The organism is Pelistega suis, assembly GCF_013133795.1.
Lineage (GTDB): Bacteria > Pseudomonadota > Gammaproteobacteria > Burkholderiales > Burkholderiaceae_B > Taylorella > Taylorella suis.
The window spans coordinates 143,015-158,974 of the sequence record NZ_JABGBN010000001.1 but is presented as its reverse complement, the minus strand read 5'-3'; the positions used below and the strand labels follow the sequence as shown (position 1 = coordinate 158,974).

Annotated in this window: 13 protein-coding genes; 3 read left to right on the top strand and 10 right to left on the bottom strand. The window is 42.7% G+C overall.

Going from position 1 to position 15,960, the window contains the following annotated elements; translation table 11 throughout:
• Window positions 1-6 precede the first annotated feature (6 nt).
• Together HKX39_RS00820 and HKX39_RS00815 are read right to left on the bottom strand one after the other, a co-directional pair.
• On the bottom strand, window positions 7-744 hold the full coding sequence (locus tag HKX39_RS00820; RefSeq protein ID WP_171679417.1) for a glutathione peroxidase: 738 nt from the start codon (window positions 742-744) through the stop codon (window positions 7-9).
• A gap of 71 nt (window positions 745-815) precedes the next feature.
• Window positions 816-1,622, bottom strand: a complete 807-nt coding sequence (locus HKX39_RS00815; protein ID WP_171679416.1) for a thioesterase family protein — start codon at window positions 1,620-1,622, stop codon at window positions 816-818.
• Window positions 1,623-1,884: 262 nt separating this feature from the next.
• Here HKX39_RS00815 and HKX39_RS00810 point away from each other — a divergent pair, with 262 nt between their 5' ends.
• Window positions 1,885-2,754: a pirin family protein gene (locus HKX39_RS00810; RefSeq protein WP_171679415.1), complete on the top strand. Its 870-nt coding sequence runs from the start codon at window positions 1,885-1,887 to the stop codon at window positions 2,752-2,754.
• An 87-nt stretch (window positions 2,755-2,841) separates the two neighbouring features.
• Here HKX39_RS00810 and HKX39_RS00805 read toward each other — a convergent pair whose 3' ends face one another.
• From HKX39_RS00805 to HKX39_RS00785, 5 genes are all read right to left on the bottom strand, one after another.
• Window positions 2,842-3,831 (bottom strand): LLM class flavin-dependent oxidoreductase, encoded by a 990-nt coding sequence (locus HKX39_RS00805; RefSeq protein ID WP_171679414.1) that lies wholly within the window; start codon window positions 3,829-3,831, stop codon window positions 2,842-2,844.
• 14 nt (window positions 3,832-3,845) lie between these two features.
• Window positions 3,846-4,652 carry a glutathione-dependent disulfide-bond oxidoreductase gene (yghU, locus tag HKX39_RS00800; protein ID WP_171679413.1) on the bottom strand — a complete coding sequence of 269 codons (807 nt, stop codon included), beginning with the start codon at window positions 4,650-4,652 and terminating at the stop codon, window positions 3,846-3,848.
• Between the two features lie 373 nt (window positions 4,653-5,025).
• On the bottom strand, window positions 5,026-5,646 hold the full coding sequence (ssb, locus tag HKX39_RS00795; RefSeq protein WP_171679412.1) for a single-stranded DNA-binding protein: 621 nt from the start codon (window positions 5,644-5,646) through the stop codon (window positions 5,026-5,028).
• 116 nt (window positions 5,647-5,762) lie between these two features.
• Window positions 5,763-6,176: a single-stranded DNA-binding protein gene (ssb, locus tag HKX39_RS00790; protein WP_171679411.1), complete on the bottom strand. Its 414-nt coding sequence runs from the start codon at window positions 6,174-6,176 to the stop codon at window positions 5,763-5,765.
• A gap of 88 nt (window positions 6,177-6,264) precedes the next feature.
• The gene (locus tag HKX39_RS00785) at window positions 6,265-7,473 is read right to left on the bottom strand and encodes an MFS transporter (protein WP_171679410.1); all 1,209 of its coding nucleotides are present in this window, start codon (window positions 7,471-7,473) and stop codon (window positions 6,265-6,267) included.
• 110 nt (window positions 7,474-7,583) lie between these two features.
• On the opposite strand from HKX39_RS00785, the gene uvrA reads away from it, so the two are divergent.
• The gene (gene uvrA / locus HKX39_RS00780) at window positions 7,584-10,469 is read left to right on the top strand and encodes an excinuclease ABC subunit UvrA (RefSeq protein WP_171679409.1); all 2,886 of its coding nucleotides are present in this window, start codon (window positions 7,584-7,586) and stop codon (window positions 10,467-10,469) included.
• A gap of 33 nt (window positions 10,470-10,502) precedes the next feature.
• Here uvrA and HKX39_RS00775 read toward each other — a convergent pair whose 3' ends face one another.
• From HKX39_RS00775 to HKX39_RS00765, 3 genes are read right to left on the bottom strand one after another with little or no spacing between them, the layout of a single operon-like run.
• Window positions 10,503-11,624, bottom strand: a complete 1,122-nt coding sequence (locus HKX39_RS00775; protein ID WP_171679408.1) for a deoxyguanosinetriphosphate triphosphohydrolase — start codon at window positions 11,622-11,624, stop codon at window positions 10,503-10,505.
• A 12-nt stretch (window positions 11,625-11,636) separates the two neighbouring features.
• On the bottom strand, window positions 11,637-12,716 hold the full coding sequence (gene aroB, locus HKX39_RS00770) for a 3-dehydroquinate synthase (protein ID WP_171679407.1): 1,080 nt from the start codon (window positions 12,714-12,716) through the stop codon (window positions 11,637-11,639).
• Between the two features lie 8 nt (window positions 12,717-12,724).
• Window positions 12,725-13,264: a shikimate kinase gene (locus HKX39_RS00765; protein ID WP_171679406.1), complete on the bottom strand. Its 540-nt coding sequence runs from the start codon at window positions 13,262-13,264 to the stop codon at window positions 12,725-12,727.
• A 154-nt stretch (window positions 13,265-13,418) separates the two neighbouring features.
• Here HKX39_RS00765 and HKX39_RS00760 point away from each other — a divergent pair, with 154 nt between their 5' ends.
• Entirely contained in the window at window positions 13,419-15,926 is a 2,508-nt protein-coding gene (locus tag HKX39_RS00760) for a penicillin-binding protein 1A (RefSeq protein WP_171679405.1), read from the top strand.
• Window positions 15,927-15,960 lie beyond the last annotated feature (34 nt).

Below are 15,960 nucleotides of genomic sequence, written 5' to 3'. Positions count from 1 at the left end.
GAAGGATTATTTATTCGCTAAGTAAGCTTCTAAATCTTCGCTACCGCCGATGTATTTACCACCGATAAATACTTGAGGAGCAGTTGCTTTACCTGTAATCGCACGGACAGATACGATGCTTGCATCTTTACCTAGTACGATTTCTTCAAATGATAAGCCTTTTGCTTTTAACGCTTCTTTTGCTTTTGTGCAGAATGGGCAACCTGGTTTTGTGAAGATAGCGATAGATTCTTGTGGTTTCCACTCTTTGTTCACAAATTTCAACATTGTGTCCGCATCAGACACTTCAAATGGATCACCTTCTTTTTCTGGCTCGATAAACATTTTTTCAATCTTGCCATCATTCACAAGCATAGAATAACGCCAAGAACGCTTACCAAAGCCTAAGTTGTTCTTGTCAACAAGCATACCCATGCCTTCAGTGAACTCACCGTTACCGTCAGGAATCATCACGATGTTGCTAGATTCTTCGTCTGCTGCCCATGCATTCATCACGAAGGTATCATTGACTGATACACAAAGTACGCTGTCCACACCATTGGCTTTAAATGCTGGTACTAATTCGTTATAACGAGGCAAGTGTGAAGAAGAACATGTAGGTGTAAACGCACCTGGTAATGAGAATACAACGACCTTTTTGCCTTTAAATAGTTCGTCTGTTGTAACGTCTTTCCAAGAATCTGCTACTCGTGTACGGAATGTGCAATTGGGTACATTTTGACCAGTACGATCAACTAATGCCATATTTATCTCCTAAATAAGGTTATGGTGTTCTTAACAATAAAACACTACGCTTTTATTATAAACGACAAAACTTACTTCGGCATGGGACGAATCGTTAAAATTTGTTCGCTACGCCCAAAAGGCCCGTACACATCATGCAGAATAGAACTCGTCAAGCCAATACCATCGCCCCCATATTGTTGAACAGTTTCTAATCCTAACCAATCCCCTTGCGGTAAGCGATGCATATGCACTTGTAAATCCAAATTTGGAAAAGCCCACGCAAACTCCCCCTCTTGACGAGGCACGATACCATTCGCTGTATCAATGAGACCTAGCAAACGTGTAAAACTACTCGTCGTCTCACCCTCCACCATCTCTTTTGATGTACTAATCCACACAATACCTTTACCGGGACGCTTATCAGGTGAGGCACGAACGGTAACAGAGCGAATATAACCACCCGCCCATCGAGACATCCCTCCCCACTCAGGAAAATCCATCGGTTGAGCAATAACTTGATCTTCGAGTCCTGAAACTGAGGATGTATCACTCACCATCATACGCCAAGCACGCGCTACGATACATGTTTTGCCTTGTGATTTCATCGTTGCTTCAAGTAGCTCAATGGTTTTACCCGGACGAATCACCTTGGTTTCCACCGTAAATCGATCTAACGAAATTAAACCAAAAATATCATAGCTCACCCGACCAATCCGAACATCGTCCCGAGGATGAAAATTTTCTAACTCGCGTGCCATCACACCACTCGCAGGTGCCATATGTTGCTCATGCGGATTCCATGCTCCCTGTGCATGTTGAGTAGGGTCATACGTCGCAATACATATACCCTCTGGCGTCATTTCTCGCGAAATAAGTTGATAATATGCCTCTGTCATTTTTATATCTCCTTTCTTTTTCTTTACTTTACGTAAACGTAAATAAGAAATCAAGGGGCTTAACACTTTATTTTTAATCATTACTATCTTTCATCTTCAAAGCAAGTATCGTCATGTAAAACCAGTCAACAAATTATGACAAAATTCGTTGCAAAAATAGAAACGATTAGTTGCTCTTTAAGGCATTTATCTATTAGTTAGAACAATCTATAATGCTTACATGTTCAATTTCCAGCTAGTATTTCTAGCAAAGGATTCCAAAATGAAAAAAGTTGCTCGTGTACATTCTGCTCCTGCTAAACATTGGGTAGGTAATGGTTTTCATGTGCACGGTATGTTTGCCTACAATGATCGTGTTACTAACCTTAGTCCATTTTTACTCATGGATTACAACTCACCTCGTATGTTTGAGCCTAATCATGGTAGCCCACGTGGCGTTGGTGAACACCCTCATCGAGGTTTTGAGACCGTCACTATTGCCTATCAAGGCGAGGTTTCTCATAAAGACTCTCACGGTGGTGGCGGCACGATTAAAGAAGGGGATGTGCAATGGATGACAGCTGGCTCAGGCTTGATGCACCAAGAGTTTCATTCTGAAGAATTCTCCAAAGCTGGTGGTATGTTTGAAATGGTTCAACTTTGGGTTAATTTACCTGCAAAAGATAAAATGACCACACCAAAATACCAAGCGATTACGTCAGAGAATATTCCTGAGGTCGCATTGACAAATGAGGCAGGTGTCGCCCGTATTATCGCTGGTAATTTTGCCGAGACAGCCGGCACGGCATCAACATTTACCCCCATTAATATGTGGGATATTCGTCTTAATGCAGGTAAACAACAAGTCTTTGCTATACCAGAAAGCCATAACTTGTTACTACTCGTATTAGAGGGTACTGTTCTTGTGAATGGTGAACATATTGTACGTGCTAGCCAATTAGTAAGTTTTGAAAAAGGTGGCAAAGACGTTGAGATTGAAGCCAACACCGATGCAAAAATTCTTTTGCTAAGCGGTGAGCCGATTGATGAGCCTGTGGTTGGTTATGGTCCATTCGTCATGAATAGCGAAGAAGAAATTCGCCAAGCCATCATGGATGTACAAACAGGACGTTTCGGACAAATTGTCCAATAAATACTATCCTCTAAGTAGAAGGGTTGAAAGCTACTAAGCTCTCAACCCTTTTTACGCTCTAAAAAGCATTTAATTATTTTCTATCTTCTAAGAAAGACCATCCACAACATTCTTTAACAAAGAATATGAATAATGCTGTTTTTCTTCATCAAAGATATAGCTGACTGCCATTAACTCATCAAACTCCACCTGTTTTTGAAGCTGCTCCAAACGGAAAGCGACTGTAGCAGGTGTACCAATAAAAGCATACTCACTGCGTTGAGCTAACCACGCTTGCTCTTGGGGACTCACCGAGAACGTCTCCCATAATTCCTCAAGAGAGGCAAAAGGTTCGTGTAATTTTCGGCGAGCATTTCGCAGAATACCTAAAGCAAATAGCATATAGGTCGTAGCAAGCTGTTGCGCTTGCTCATGCGTATCCGCTAAGATAGCATTTGCCCCCAAAATCACATAAGGTTTCTCTAAATGCTTAGATGGTTTAAATAAACGACGATAAATAGCTACCGCCTCCTCCATCATTTCGGGAGCAAAATGTGAGGCAAATGCATAAGGTAAACCAAGCTCTGCAGCGAGATACGCACTATCTGTACTTGAACCTAAAATATAAAAAGGGATTTCTAAACCTGCTGCTGGATAAGCGGATACGGGATTCGTATTTTCAAAATACCCTCGTAGTTCGAGCAAATCATCCATAAACTCAGGATGAATCGCCCCTCGACGTAATGCTCTCGCCGTTCGCATATCTGTCCCCGGCGCTCTTCCTAAACCTAACTGCACACGACCGGGATATAGCGTCGCTAAAGTACCGTATTGCTCAGCCACAAGATAAGGCGCATGGTTAGGTAACATGACCCCGCCAGACCCTACTTTTAAAGTAGATGTATTCGCCAAGGTGTGTTGAATCAATAACTGTGTCGCTGAACTCGCTAAATTGGGCATATTATGATGCTCTGCAATCCAGTAACGCTCCACACCTAAAGACTCCGCAAGCTTAGCCAAACTTACCATCGCCTCTATCGCCTGTCGATAATCCTGCCCCTCTCGCAAAGGCACAAGATTAAGTATGGATAGCTTCATCTAACTTCTCCTTTTTAAGCAATCGCTTGTAAAACCAATGTCTGTGCTTTTTGTATGGTTCCTCGCTCGGCCAACATCTCTGCCCAACGAATAATATGCGTATACTCATGAACGGCTAAAAAGCGAGCTGCATCATACGTATCACTCACGTATAACTGACCTAAGCACAAGCGCCCATACCAAGGATAAATCGCCATATCCGCAATCGTATATTCATCACCCACCATATAAGTATGCTGTGCCAAGTGCTGATTTAATACATCTAACTGACGCTTAGTTTCCATCGCATAGCGATTGATGGGATATTCTTGAGGGAAAGGTGCATAGGCATAAAAATGCCCAAAACCGCCACCCACAAAAGGTGCAGATCCCATTTGCCACATCAACCATGACAACATCTGCGTGTGTTTAGACATATTTTGAGGAATAAAAGATTGATGTTTATTCGCTAGATACAACAAAATAGCCCCACTTTCAAAAACAGGCGTTGCTGGCGTAGTCGTCATATCAACCAAGGCTGGAATTTTAGAATTAGGGTTAATCGCCACGAAATCGGAGCCAAATTGCTCACCTTTCATAATATCTATTTTATAAGCATCAAAACCGCTGATTTTACCCAATGCCTTTAACTCTTCAAGAAGAATATTCACCTTAATACCATTGGGTGTATTTAAAGAATACAGTTGATAAGGTTGAGATCCCTTTGGTAGGATCTGTTGATGGGTGGCACCTGCAGTAGGTCGATTTGTGCCACCAAATTTGCCCCCATTTTGTGATTTGACCGTTTCATAGTCCCAAACAGCTGGTGGTGTATAACTCATCCATAACTCCCTATATATTCAAAACCTAATACTAAACTACTCAATAAGCTGTAAGATAATCCATTCTACCACTTGCCATTTCTATCGAAAACGTGAAGGGAATGAATAAGCAATCAAATGAAAACATACTTGTTAAGATATCATTTCAAGTAGTTTCATGAAATCGATAAAAAGGCAGCTTGCTGTTTACACTCTGCTTAACAAAATGCTGAACGCTTTAGATTTCTCACAAGCGGTAGACTATCACTAGGACAGAAAATCGGCTTTATATTCGTTTGAACCGATAATGAAGTTGGTACGGGTTTAGTTTTCAAACATAAAAAAAGCAGTCTTTCTGTTTTCAAAAAGACTGCTGTTTCATTAGGCGACCTATTTAGAACGGCACATCATCATCCATATCATTAAACGGCTCGCTTGTCTGAGGCGCGGCTGGGCGTTCTGCCTGTGACGGAGCGGTACGTGTCTGCTGCATGGGTGTAGCCGACTGACGAGATACATGAGCCGTAGCCTGACGCCCCGCTTGAGGCGCTGGAGATGACGAAGCAAACTCATCCCCAAAGCTATCACGAGCTCCCGAGGAAGGAGTGCTATACTGGCCAGCTCCCTGCGTAGACGCTCCAGCACGTGTCATTGGCTCAGCCATCGGTGCATCGCCACCATTGCGTCCGCCTAGCATTTGCATCGCATCGGCAACAATCTCTGTTGTATAACGCTCAATACCGTCTTGACCAGTATATTTGCGTGTTCTCAAACGACCTTCAACATAAATTTGACTGCCTTTTTTCAAATATTGCCCAACAACTTCAGCTTGGCGGTTATAAAAAACCACACGATGCCACTCCGTTTCATCACGGCGTTCACCTGTATTCTTATCACGCCAAGAGAATGTTGTTGCAATGCTCACATTAGCAACATTAAACCCATCTGGTGTAGAACGCACTTCAGGATCACGCCCTAGATTACCAACTAAAATTACTTTATTGACTGATGCCATTTATTATTCCTATCCAGTGTGATAAGGGATAAAAACCACCCTCATCCTCAAATTTGATGTTAGGGTCATTATAACCTTTTGTCCTTATCACTGCCGAAGAGAAAACACTTTACGATTTAAAATGGCGGAGCTTCGTCATCGTGATCAGTATAAGGCTCAGCCTCAACCTCATCAGATTCTTCATCTGTTGAAGGAAGTTTAGCACCTAACATCTGCAAACTTTCAACAACAACTTCTGTCGTATATTGATCTTTGCCTGCTTTATCTTGCCATTTACGTGTTCTTAAACGACCCTCAATATAAACCTGACTACCTTTTTTTAAGTAACGATCAATAATCTCGGTCACCGCACCAAAGGCAACGACACGGTGCCACTCCGTCTCCTCTCGGCGAGAACCACTTTGTTTATCTGTCCAAACATGTGTCGTAGCAACACTAAGATTCGCCACGCTAAAACCATTGGGGTTATAGCGCACTTCTGGGTCCCGTCCGAGATTACCAATAAGAATGACTTTATTCACTGAGGCCATATTTTCTCTCCTTATTAACCATGTATTTATGCATATTCTTAAAGAGTTTTTTTATTTTGCATAGCCCCCATGGATAAATTTATCCACCCTAAATCGGCATTGGTTTCATTTTTCTGGCCACCAAGAACCAGCCTAGTGATAATAATGCCGCCATCACAAAAACCCATATGGGCGAATATTGTCCGAGTAGCCCCCCTACTGCACCACCCGCTGCCACACCCAAAGCCTGACTCATATTGTAAAGACCTAACGCTAAGCCTTTATGCTGCGGCGGGGTAACACGCGACACCATAGAAGGTTGCAACGCCTCTAATACATTAAAGACAATAAAAAAAACTAATAAGGCAATGACAGAAGCCCAAAATGAATACGTTGCAAGCCCCCAAAGCAATAACAGCGCCACTAACACCGCGACACACACTTCTAAGCCAATCTTATGCTTTTTACGTGTTTCTAAATAAAAAACGGCTGGCACCATGCAAACCAAGGCAATCAAAATAACTGGCAGATAGACTTTCCACAACTCACCCAAACTTAATCCACCTAGTGAGACGAGTGAAGAAGGAAGGACAACAAAAATAGCCATTAAGGCAAAATGCAAACAAAAGACGCCTAGATTTAATCGTAAGAGACTATCGTTGTTCAACACCTCTCTTGCTGGTACATCACTAATGACTGCGGCATGCATAGGCACGACTGGCACAAGAAACGTCGCCAATAATAAACAAATAAAGCCTAAAGCACTAATCACCCAAAATAAACCACTTAAGCCCAACCACTCCACAAATAAGGGGGATAATACAAGTGATAAAGCAAATGCTAGACCAATAGAGCCACCTACCATCGACATCGCTCGCGTACGCACTTCAGGGCGAGTAGAGTCCGCAATCCAAGCGGTAATCGCTGCGGATACCGCCCCAAACCCCTGAATCGCACGACCAATCAAAACCCCCATAACACTATCTGATAGGGCGCACACCATACCACCGATGATGAATAAAATCATCCCAACAACAATAATGGGGCGACGTCCAAATTTATCCGATAACATACCAAAAGGGATTTGCATAATAGCTTGTGTCAACCCATAAGCACCAATGGCTAAGCCGACCAACAGCAAATTATCTCCACCCGCTAACTGTCTTGCCGCATCAGCAAACACAGGGGTCAGCAAAAACAAACCCAACATTCGAACAGAAAATAATAAAGCCAGATTTGCACTGACTTTACGCTCTTGAGCGGTGAGAGGAATACGTGGTGGGCGAGAAGATTGTTGTGCTGATGCAGAATTAGCCATAATTAATCGTGGTAAATCATCATTTAATAAGTTTATATTTTACCTAAGTTATAAGCTAAGTTATAGTAATGGGTTGTACAAAAATTTTTGTTGTTCTATTTTCAAAGCTTATGACACCCAAAACCACTGAACTTTCCCTGCAAGAAGTGATTCGAATTCGCGGCGCACGTACACATAATTTAAAAAACATTTCAGTGGACATTCCTCGCCACCAATTAGTCGTCATCACTGGCTTATCTGGTTCGGGTAAGTCTTCATTAGCTTTTGATACCTTATATGCCGAAGGACAACGCCGGTACGTAGAGAGTCTGTCAGCTTATGCACGTCAATTTTTGCAATTAATGGATAAACCCGATGTAGACCTCATCGAAGGTCTGTCACCAGCCATTGCGATTGAACAAAAAACAGCAGGACACAATCCTCGCTCTACCGTGGGTACGATTACCGAGATTCATGACTATCTACGCCTACTCTATGCTCGCGTGGGTACACCACATTGTCCTATTCATGAAGAACCTCTACAAGCACAAAGTGTATCGCATATTGTTGATAGTATTTTAAATCTTCCCGACGATACCCGAATCAGTCTGCTTGCCCCTATCGCTCGTGCAAACAAAGGGACTTTTGAAGACAAATTTAATCAATTCCAAGCACAAGGCTTTATTCGTGTTCGTATCAATGGTGAAATGATGGAACTAGACCATGTACCACCATTAAATAAACACGAAAAACACGATATTGATGTCGTGATTGATCGCCTAAAAGTACGCCAAGACAACAAACAACGCCTTGCCGACAGCATTGAGACGGCGCTTAAACTCAGCGATGGGCGTGTCATTGTCTTCAATATGGATACCGAAGAAGAAACCGCTTATTCGAGTCGCTATGCGTGTCCTGTCTGTGGATATAGTCTAAGTGAGCTTGAGCCTCGTTTATTTAGCTTTAATAATCCTATGGGTGCTTGCCAAACATGCGACGGTCTTGGACATACGCAAGTATTCGACCCTCATCGTATCGTTGCCTTTCCTGAGCTGAGCTTGGCAAGTGGCGCTATTCAAGGTTGGGATACGCGTAATAAATTTACCCATACGATTTTAAATAGTCTAGCCCTCCACTATGGTTTTGATTTAGATACCCCATTTAATGAGCTAGATGAAAACGTTCAGCAAATTCTATTGCATGGTTCAGGCTCTGAGGAAATCGACTTTTTATATTTAAACGAAAATGGACGAACCAATATTAAAAAGCATTCCTTTGAAGGCATCCTACCCAATCTGGAACGCCGCTGGAAAGACACCGAAGATTCACATATCAAAGAGGAATTAAATAAATTACGCTCAACCGTCGTCTGTCCTAGTTGTCATGGCTCTCGTCTAAAAGAAGACGCTCGTCATGTCATGATTGGTCACGACAAACGTCCTCATGATAAGAAAAAGGGTCTTGGAATTTACGAAGTAGAAGCACTCTCACTAGCCGAATGTTTGGCATGGTTTGAACAACTCACATTAGAGGGAGCCAAGCAAGAGATTGCTGAGCGTATTATTCGTGAAATCCAATCCCGTCTACATTTTCTCAATAATGTCGGTCTCACCTATCTATCACTTGACCGTAGTGCAGATACGATTTCTGGCGGTGAGGCGCAACGTATCCGTCTTGCCTCACAAATTGGCTCTGGATTGACCGGAGTGATGTATGTCCTAGACGAGCCTTCTATCGGCCTACATCAACGCGATAACGATAGACTTATTGATACCTTGCTACACCTACGCAACCTTGGCAATAGTGTAATTGTTGTCGAGCATGATGAGGACATGATTCGCTCAGCCGACTGGGTCATTGATATGGGACCAGGAGCAGGTGAACTAGGCGGACAAGTCATCGCCCAAGGGACAGCCCATGATTTGATACAGCACAAAACCTCTATTACGGGCGACTATCTCAGTGGACGTAAGCAAATTCACGCAACACAATCTCGCCAGATTAATGAAGATACCCCATGGCTAACCTTAGTAGGCTGCACGGGCAATAACCTTAAAAACGTCACACTAAATGTCCCTTTAGGAAAATTAGTTTGCATTACGGGTGTATCGGGTTCTGGTAAATCAACACTCATTAATGAAACCTTAGCTGCGATTTTAATGCGTGACCTCAATAGGGCTCATACTGAACCCGCCCCTTACGAAAGCTTAGCTGGTATTGAACATCTTGATAAAATTATCAACGTCGATCAAAGCCCTATTGGTCGCACCCCTCGTAGTAATCCAGCCACCTATACGGGACTCTTCACCCCTATCCGAGAACTATTTGCAGGAACGCCTGAAGCACGTGCTCGCGGCTATGATGCAGGTCGCTTTTCATTTAATGTGAAAGGGGGACGTTGTGAGGTCTGCCAAGGCGACGGCGTGATTAAAGTAGAAATGCATTTTCTACCTGATATGTACGTCCCTTGCGATTCATGCAAAGGATTACGCTATAACCGTGAGACACTCGACATCCGCTATCGTGGACATACTATTAGCGATGTATTAGAGATGACTGTCACACAGGCTTTAGCATATTTCTCCGCCGTTCCAGCTATTGCTCGTAAATTGCAAACACTCGTCGATGTGGGTTTAGGCTATATCCGTCTAGGACAAAGTGCTACCACACTTTCTGGTGGTGAGGCACAGCGTATCAAACTATCCTTAGAGCTATCCAAACGTAGTACAGGCAAAACGTTGTATATTCTCGATGAACCCACCACCGGATTGCATTTTGCGGATATTCAATTACTGCTAACCGTTATTAATAAACTGGTTGATGCAGGCAATAGTGTACTCATTATTGAGCATAATCTGGATGTCATTAAAACAGCGGATTGGATTATTGATTTAGGTCCTGAAGGTGGGCAAGGTGGTGGACAAATTATTGCGACTGGCACACCTGCCGAGCTCTGTAAAGCTAAGCACAGTCTAACGGGACAGTACCTAGCCAAACATCTTGCTCATTCAGCTTAATATCCTCATTAAACTAGCAAGCTGAATAAAAGTTTATACTTCAAATAATTGACGATGTTCACGCATTGCAAAACGATCCGTCATACCTGCAATATAATCTGCTATCGCTTGTTGCTGTCTTTTATCATCATCAAATTGATAATCTGTCGGCAATAAGCGCGGCTCCTCCAAAAAGGCTTTAAACAAATCACGAATAATCATCGTTGCCTTTGCCGTCATACGCATGACCTTGTAGTGACGATAGAGATTGTCCATCAAGAACTTTTTCAATACTTCTTCTTGCTCTTTAATTTCTGGTGAAAAAGACACCAACATCGGCGCCTGATGAACATCCTCGATTGTCTTAATGTGATGGTCTCGAATATTCGCTAATGTCGTCTGCGTCAAATCCACAATAAGGGTATTAATCATGCGACGAATCGTCTCAGAAATCACCCGACGCCCTTTAACCTCAGGATATAACCACATCACGCTCTCATAGTGTTCATTAAAGATGGGAATCTCTCGCATCTGCTCAAGCGTAATCAACCCAGAGCGCAAACCATCATCAATATCGTGATTATTGTAAGCAATACCGTCGGCTAAATTGGTCAATTGTGCTTCTAAGCTTGGTTGCTGTCTATCTAAAAAACGTTGTGCTACCTCGCCTAATTGACGTGCATTACGTGCTGAACAATGTTTTAAAATACCTGCTCGCGTTTCAAAACAAAGATTCAAGCCATTAAAGCTCGCATAGCGTTCTTCTAACTCATCAACAATACGCAAGCTTTGCAAATTATGTTCAAACCCACCAATCTCTGGCGCATAGTCACGCATACATTCATTTAAAGCATCTTGCCCCGCATGACCAAAAGGCGTATGTCCTAAATCATGTGCCAAAGCAATCGCTTCAACGAGGTCTTCATTTAAGGACAAATTACGCGCTATTGCACGCCCAATTTGCGCCACTTCTAAACTATGCGTAAGACGAGTACGGAATAAATCACCTTCGTGATTAACAAACACCTGTGTCTTATACTCTAAGCGCCGAAAAGCACCACAATGAATAATACGGTCACGATCTCGTTGATAAGGGCTACGCTTAGGGTCTTCTTGTTCAAAATGGACTCGCCCCTTTGTTGCCTCATTTAAACTTGCATAACTTGCTAATGCCATAAACCACTCTCTTTACGCTTTTACCGTACGACTTAACGCAATACCTAAATCTTCTGAGGGAACAGTTCTTACCACTGCCTCACCAATTTTTGGCAAGAGCACAAATTTAATTTTGCCACCCTCTGCTTTTTTATCGATTTGCATTAATTCAATCCATTTATCTGTACCGAAATTAGGTGCCACCGTCGGGCACCCAATCGCTTCTACTAGAGAACGAATACGGTCTACTTCACTACGCGGCAAACCTAATACCTGTGCCGACAGCTCTGCTGCTTGCACCATACCACATCCAACAGCCTCACCATGCAACCATTTCCCATAACCTAAAGCTGTTTCAATGGCGTGTCCAAAGGTATGCCCTAGGTTAAGAATAGCCCGCATCCCCGTTTCTTTTTCGTCTTCACCCACCACATATGCTTTGAGCTCACAAGAACGATGAATAGCATAAGAGATAGTCTCAGCATCTAAAGCCAATAATTTAGCAACATTCTCCTCACACCAAGCAAAAAACTCCGCATCAAGAATCAATCCATATTTAATGACTTCTGCTAATCCTGCCGATATCTCACGTGCTGGTAACGTTTTAAGTACGGTTACATCAATATCCACGGCAATGGGTTGATAAAAAGCACCAATCATATTCTTACCAAGAGGATGATTAACAGCGGTCTTACCACCCACAGAGGAGTCTACCTGTGCCAAAAGAGTTGTCGGCACTTGAATAAAACGGATACCTCGCATATAGCTAGCCGCTGCATATCCACACATATCACCGATAACCCCACCACCTAGAGCTACAATCACTGCTTTACGATCGACACGCTGACTTAATAAAAACGTATAAATCGTATTCAAGGTTTCTAAGGTTTTAAAGGCTTCACCGTCAGGCAACTCTAAAATATGTAATGGTTTTGCCGTAACCGACAGTGATTGTTTGACGACATCGCCATACAAAGGCATAATTGTTTTATTACTAATCAGCACAATACTGCTAGCATCTTCTGGAATAGAGGTCGCCACTTGCTTTAAGACATTAGGTGCAATATGAATGGCATAACTGCCACCTGCCACATTAACGTTCACAATACTCATACTTTCTCCTATCTCGCTTTTAAAGCATCTTTTAACTTTCTCACCGTTAGCGTAATAGCACCCGAACCCGTTTCTACGGTTACGTCTGCCAATTGCGAATAAATAGGGGCTCGGAGTTCTAAAAGTTGACGTAATTTTTCTTTGGGATTTTCTGTCTGTAACAATGGACGGTTGGTATCCTTGGAAACTCGAGCAAATAACTCATCAACGTCGGCCTTTAAGTAAATAATGCGACCTTTTTGCAACAAAGCACGATTCTCTTCTCGCATCACCGCACCGCCACCTGTTGCCAAGACTAAATGCTTTTGTTCAACGACTTCCGCAAGAACCGAAGTCTCACGACGACGAAACCCATCTTCACCCTCTATATCAAAAATAGTGGGAATCGCCACACCGCAACGACGCACAATCTCATGGTCTAAATCCAAGAAATCCATCTTTAATTCTCTTGCCAAAGCACGTCCAATCGTTGTTTTCCCTGCACCCATCATCCCAATTAAAATAATAAGCTCAGGTTTATTGTTATTTTTTGTTAATTCTATACTCATGAAGTCAACTAAAATCTTTTATACTGAACAAAATATTACCATTGGATGAGTGATTTCTTCAGAAATAATCTCTTGCATAAAAATTTTTCGAGTTGAAATTCACTGAAGAGTATTTTTTTATCCTTTTTTTCCTTGAACAGATTAAAATCTGAGCATGACTACTGAATCTTCTACCCCAAAAAATCGTGGCTCCTTTTTTAGCCGCTTTATTCTTAAGCCGTTCGTTTTTCTATTAGGCGTCGGTGTTTGTTTTGTGTTGCTCGGCATTTTAGCTGTTCAATTAACATGGACATCCCTACCTGACTTAAAGGCGATGACAGAATATCGCCCCCGCTTACCACTTTATATCTACTCAGCCGATAAGGTTTTATTAGCCGAATACGGTGATGAACGTCGTAATGTGCTGAACCTACAAGAAATCCCTATGGTTATGCGTCAAGCCATTCTCGCTGCAGAGGATGACAGTTTCTACCAGCATGGTGGCGTGGATTGGATGGGTGTAGGTCGTGCTGCACTAGCCAATATTACCTCTGGCGCTAAAATGCAAGGTGCAAGTACCATCACGATGCAAGTAGCACGTAACTTTTACCTATCTTCTGATAAGAATTTCACCCGTAAATTCTACGAAATTTTACTGACGTACAAAATTGAACAAAATCTGACTAAAGATCAAATTCTTGAGCTTTATATGAACCAAATCTATTTGGGTCATCGCTCCTATGGTTTTGCAGCAGCTGCTCGTACCTACTTTGGCAAACCACTTTCGGAAGTAACACTTGCCGAAGCTGCTGCACTCGCTAGTATTCCCAAATCACCTTCGCGCGTCAATCCACGCACCAACCTTGAAGCCACGCAAGTTCGCCAAAACTACGTATTAAATCGTATGTTGGCGCTGAACTACATTACACAAGAACAATTTGACCAAGCAAAAGCCGAAAAACTTATTGTTCGTGGCATGCAAAAAGACGCTAACGAAACAAAAATTGCTCGTCATGGTCAATATGTTGCTGAACTTGCTCGTCAGTTAATGTACACACAATACGGTGACAATCTATACGGTCGTGGGCTTAAAGTTTACACAACTGTTCACTCCAATGAGCAACAAGCCGCCTATCAAGCAGTACGTACGGGTCTTTTAAATTACACGCGTCGTAAACCATATACAGGTCCTGCAGCACAACTGGACTTACCGGCAGATATTGAAAATGATTCTGAAAAGATTGAAAAATTATTAAGCAATATTCGTGAAAAACACCCTGATAGCGATGATTTGCTCTCTGTTCTTGTGCTATCTGCCACTAAAAACAAAGTCGTTGTCATGCGTAGCCCTGATGAGATTATCGAACTCACTGGTAGCTCTCTTAACAATGCACGACGTTCATTAGCAGATAATGTCAGCCCTTCTCGTAAAATTAAACGAGGTTCTGTGGTCTATATCGAGAAACTGCGTAGCGGTGAATGGAGCATTATCAACCTACCTTTAGTGCAAGCTGCATTGGTTGCACTTGACCCCAAAGATGGGGCTATTAAAGCGATGATTGGTGGTTTTGACTTTAATCTAGGTGACTTTAACCGCGTTACTCAAGCATGGCGTCAGCCAGGCTCTACCTTTAAACCTTTCATCTATGCGGCAGGTTTAGAACGCGGTATTACACCAGAAACACAGATTTCTGACCAACCTTTCGTCCTCTCCTCTCGTCGCACAGGTGGCAAGCCATGGACACCTAAAAACTACGGTGATAGCTACACCTATAGCCAGACCTTACGTCAAGGACTTTATAAATCTAAAAACATGGTATCTATTCGAATTCTAGAGGCGGTAGGGTCTGAGTATTCCTCTGCTTTCTTAGAACGTTTAGGCTTTGATATGAGTCGCCAACCTCCTAAGGGGGCTTACCTTACAATGGCACTTGGCACTGGTAGCGTGACCCCTCTACAAATGGCATCTGCTTATGCTGTCTTTGCTAATGGTGGCTTCCGAGTGAACCCTTATATCATTGATTATGTAGAAGATGTCAATGTCCAAAATAATAGTACTCAAGCCGTTGTTATTATGAAAACCACACCACTCAAAGCGGGTGATGAGAAAAATCGCGTGATGGATGCACGTACAGCTTATGTAATGAATGATGTTATGCGTGGGGTTGCTCGTTCTGGTACAGCAGCAAGTGCCTCTAAATCCTTAGGACGCTCTGATGTCGCAGGTAAAACAGGGACAACTAACCGCTCTGTAGATGCATGGTTTGTCGGCTATACCCCGCAACTGGTTGCCGTGACTTGGTTAGGTTTTGACCAACCTACCTCTCTTGGTGATCGCGAAACAGGGGGTGGTGCAGCCTTACCTATTTGGATTAACTTTATGTCTAAAGCACTCAAAGGTATTCCAGCTAGCCCAGCGCCAAAAATACCTGCTGGTCTGAGCAAAATTGGGGATAACTTTTACTTTAAAGAATTCCCAATGAATACGGCAATTGCATCAATTGGACTCACTAGTGGTGGAGGATTATTCGCTAACGATATCGGTAGCAGTAATGGTACTATCCAAAATGGCGTATTTAATCCAAATGCCGTTAGACCTATTGCCCCTAAACGCAATAATGATGCGGTTGGTGATTTGATTCAATCATTTAACCCTACTGGTGGTCCTCCAATTCGTTTCTAGTATCAAAACGCCAAAGGCTTCTTATAGTTTTCCT

What these genes read in the sequence shown, in the direction of transcription:
- HKX39_RS00820 (WP_171679417.1), bottom strand. Translation starts at nt 744, where the DNA reads ATGGCATTAGTTGATCGTACTGGTCAAAATGTACCCAATTGCACATTC.
- HKX39_RS00815 (WP_171679416.1), bottom strand. Translation starts at nt 1,622, where the DNA reads ATGACAGAGGCATATTATCAACTTATTTCGCGAGAAATGACGCCAGAG.
- HKX39_RS00810 (WP_171679415.1), top strand. Translation starts at nt 1,885, where the DNA reads ATGAAAAAAGTTGCTCGTGTACATTCTGCTCCTGCTAAACATTGGGTA.
- HKX39_RS00805 (WP_171679414.1), bottom strand. Translation starts at nt 3,831, where the DNA reads ATGAAGCTATCCATACTTAATCTTGTGCCTTTGCGAGAGGGGCAGGAT.
- yghU (WP_171679413.1), bottom strand. Translation starts at nt 4,652, where the DNA reads ATGAGTTATACACCACCAGCTGTTTGGGACTATGAAACGGTCAAATCA.
- ssb (WP_171679412.1), bottom strand. Translation starts at nt 5,646, where the DNA reads ATGGCATCAGTCAATAAAGTAATTTTAGTTGGTAATCTAGGGCGTGAT.
- ssb (WP_171679411.1), bottom strand. Translation starts at nt 6,176, where the DNA reads ATGGCCTCAGTGAATAAAGTCATTCTTATTGGTAATCTCGGACGGGAC.
- HKX39_RS00785 (WP_171679410.1), bottom strand. Translation starts at nt 7,473, where the DNA reads ATGGCTAATTCTGCATCAGCACAACAATCTTCTCGCCCACCACGTATT.
- uvrA (WP_171679409.1), top strand. Translation starts at nt 7,584, where the DNA reads ATGACACCCAAAACCACTGAACTTTCCCTGCAAGAAGTGATTCGAATT.
- HKX39_RS00775 (WP_171679408.1), bottom strand. Translation starts at nt 11,624, where the DNA reads ATGGCATTAGCAAGTTATGCAAGTTTAAATGAGGCAACAAAGGGGCGA.
- aroB (WP_171679407.1), bottom strand. Translation starts at nt 12,716, where the DNA reads ATGAGTATTGTGAACGTTAATGTGGCAGGTGGCAGTTATGCCATTCAT.
- HKX39_RS00765 (WP_171679406.1), bottom strand. Translation starts at nt 13,264, where the DNA reads ATGAGTATAGAATTAACAAAAAATAACAATAAACCTGAGCTTATTATT.
- HKX39_RS00760 (WP_171679405.1), top strand. Translation starts at nt 13,419, where the DNA reads ATGACTACTGAATCTTCTACCCCAAAAAATCGTGGCTCCTTTTTTAGC.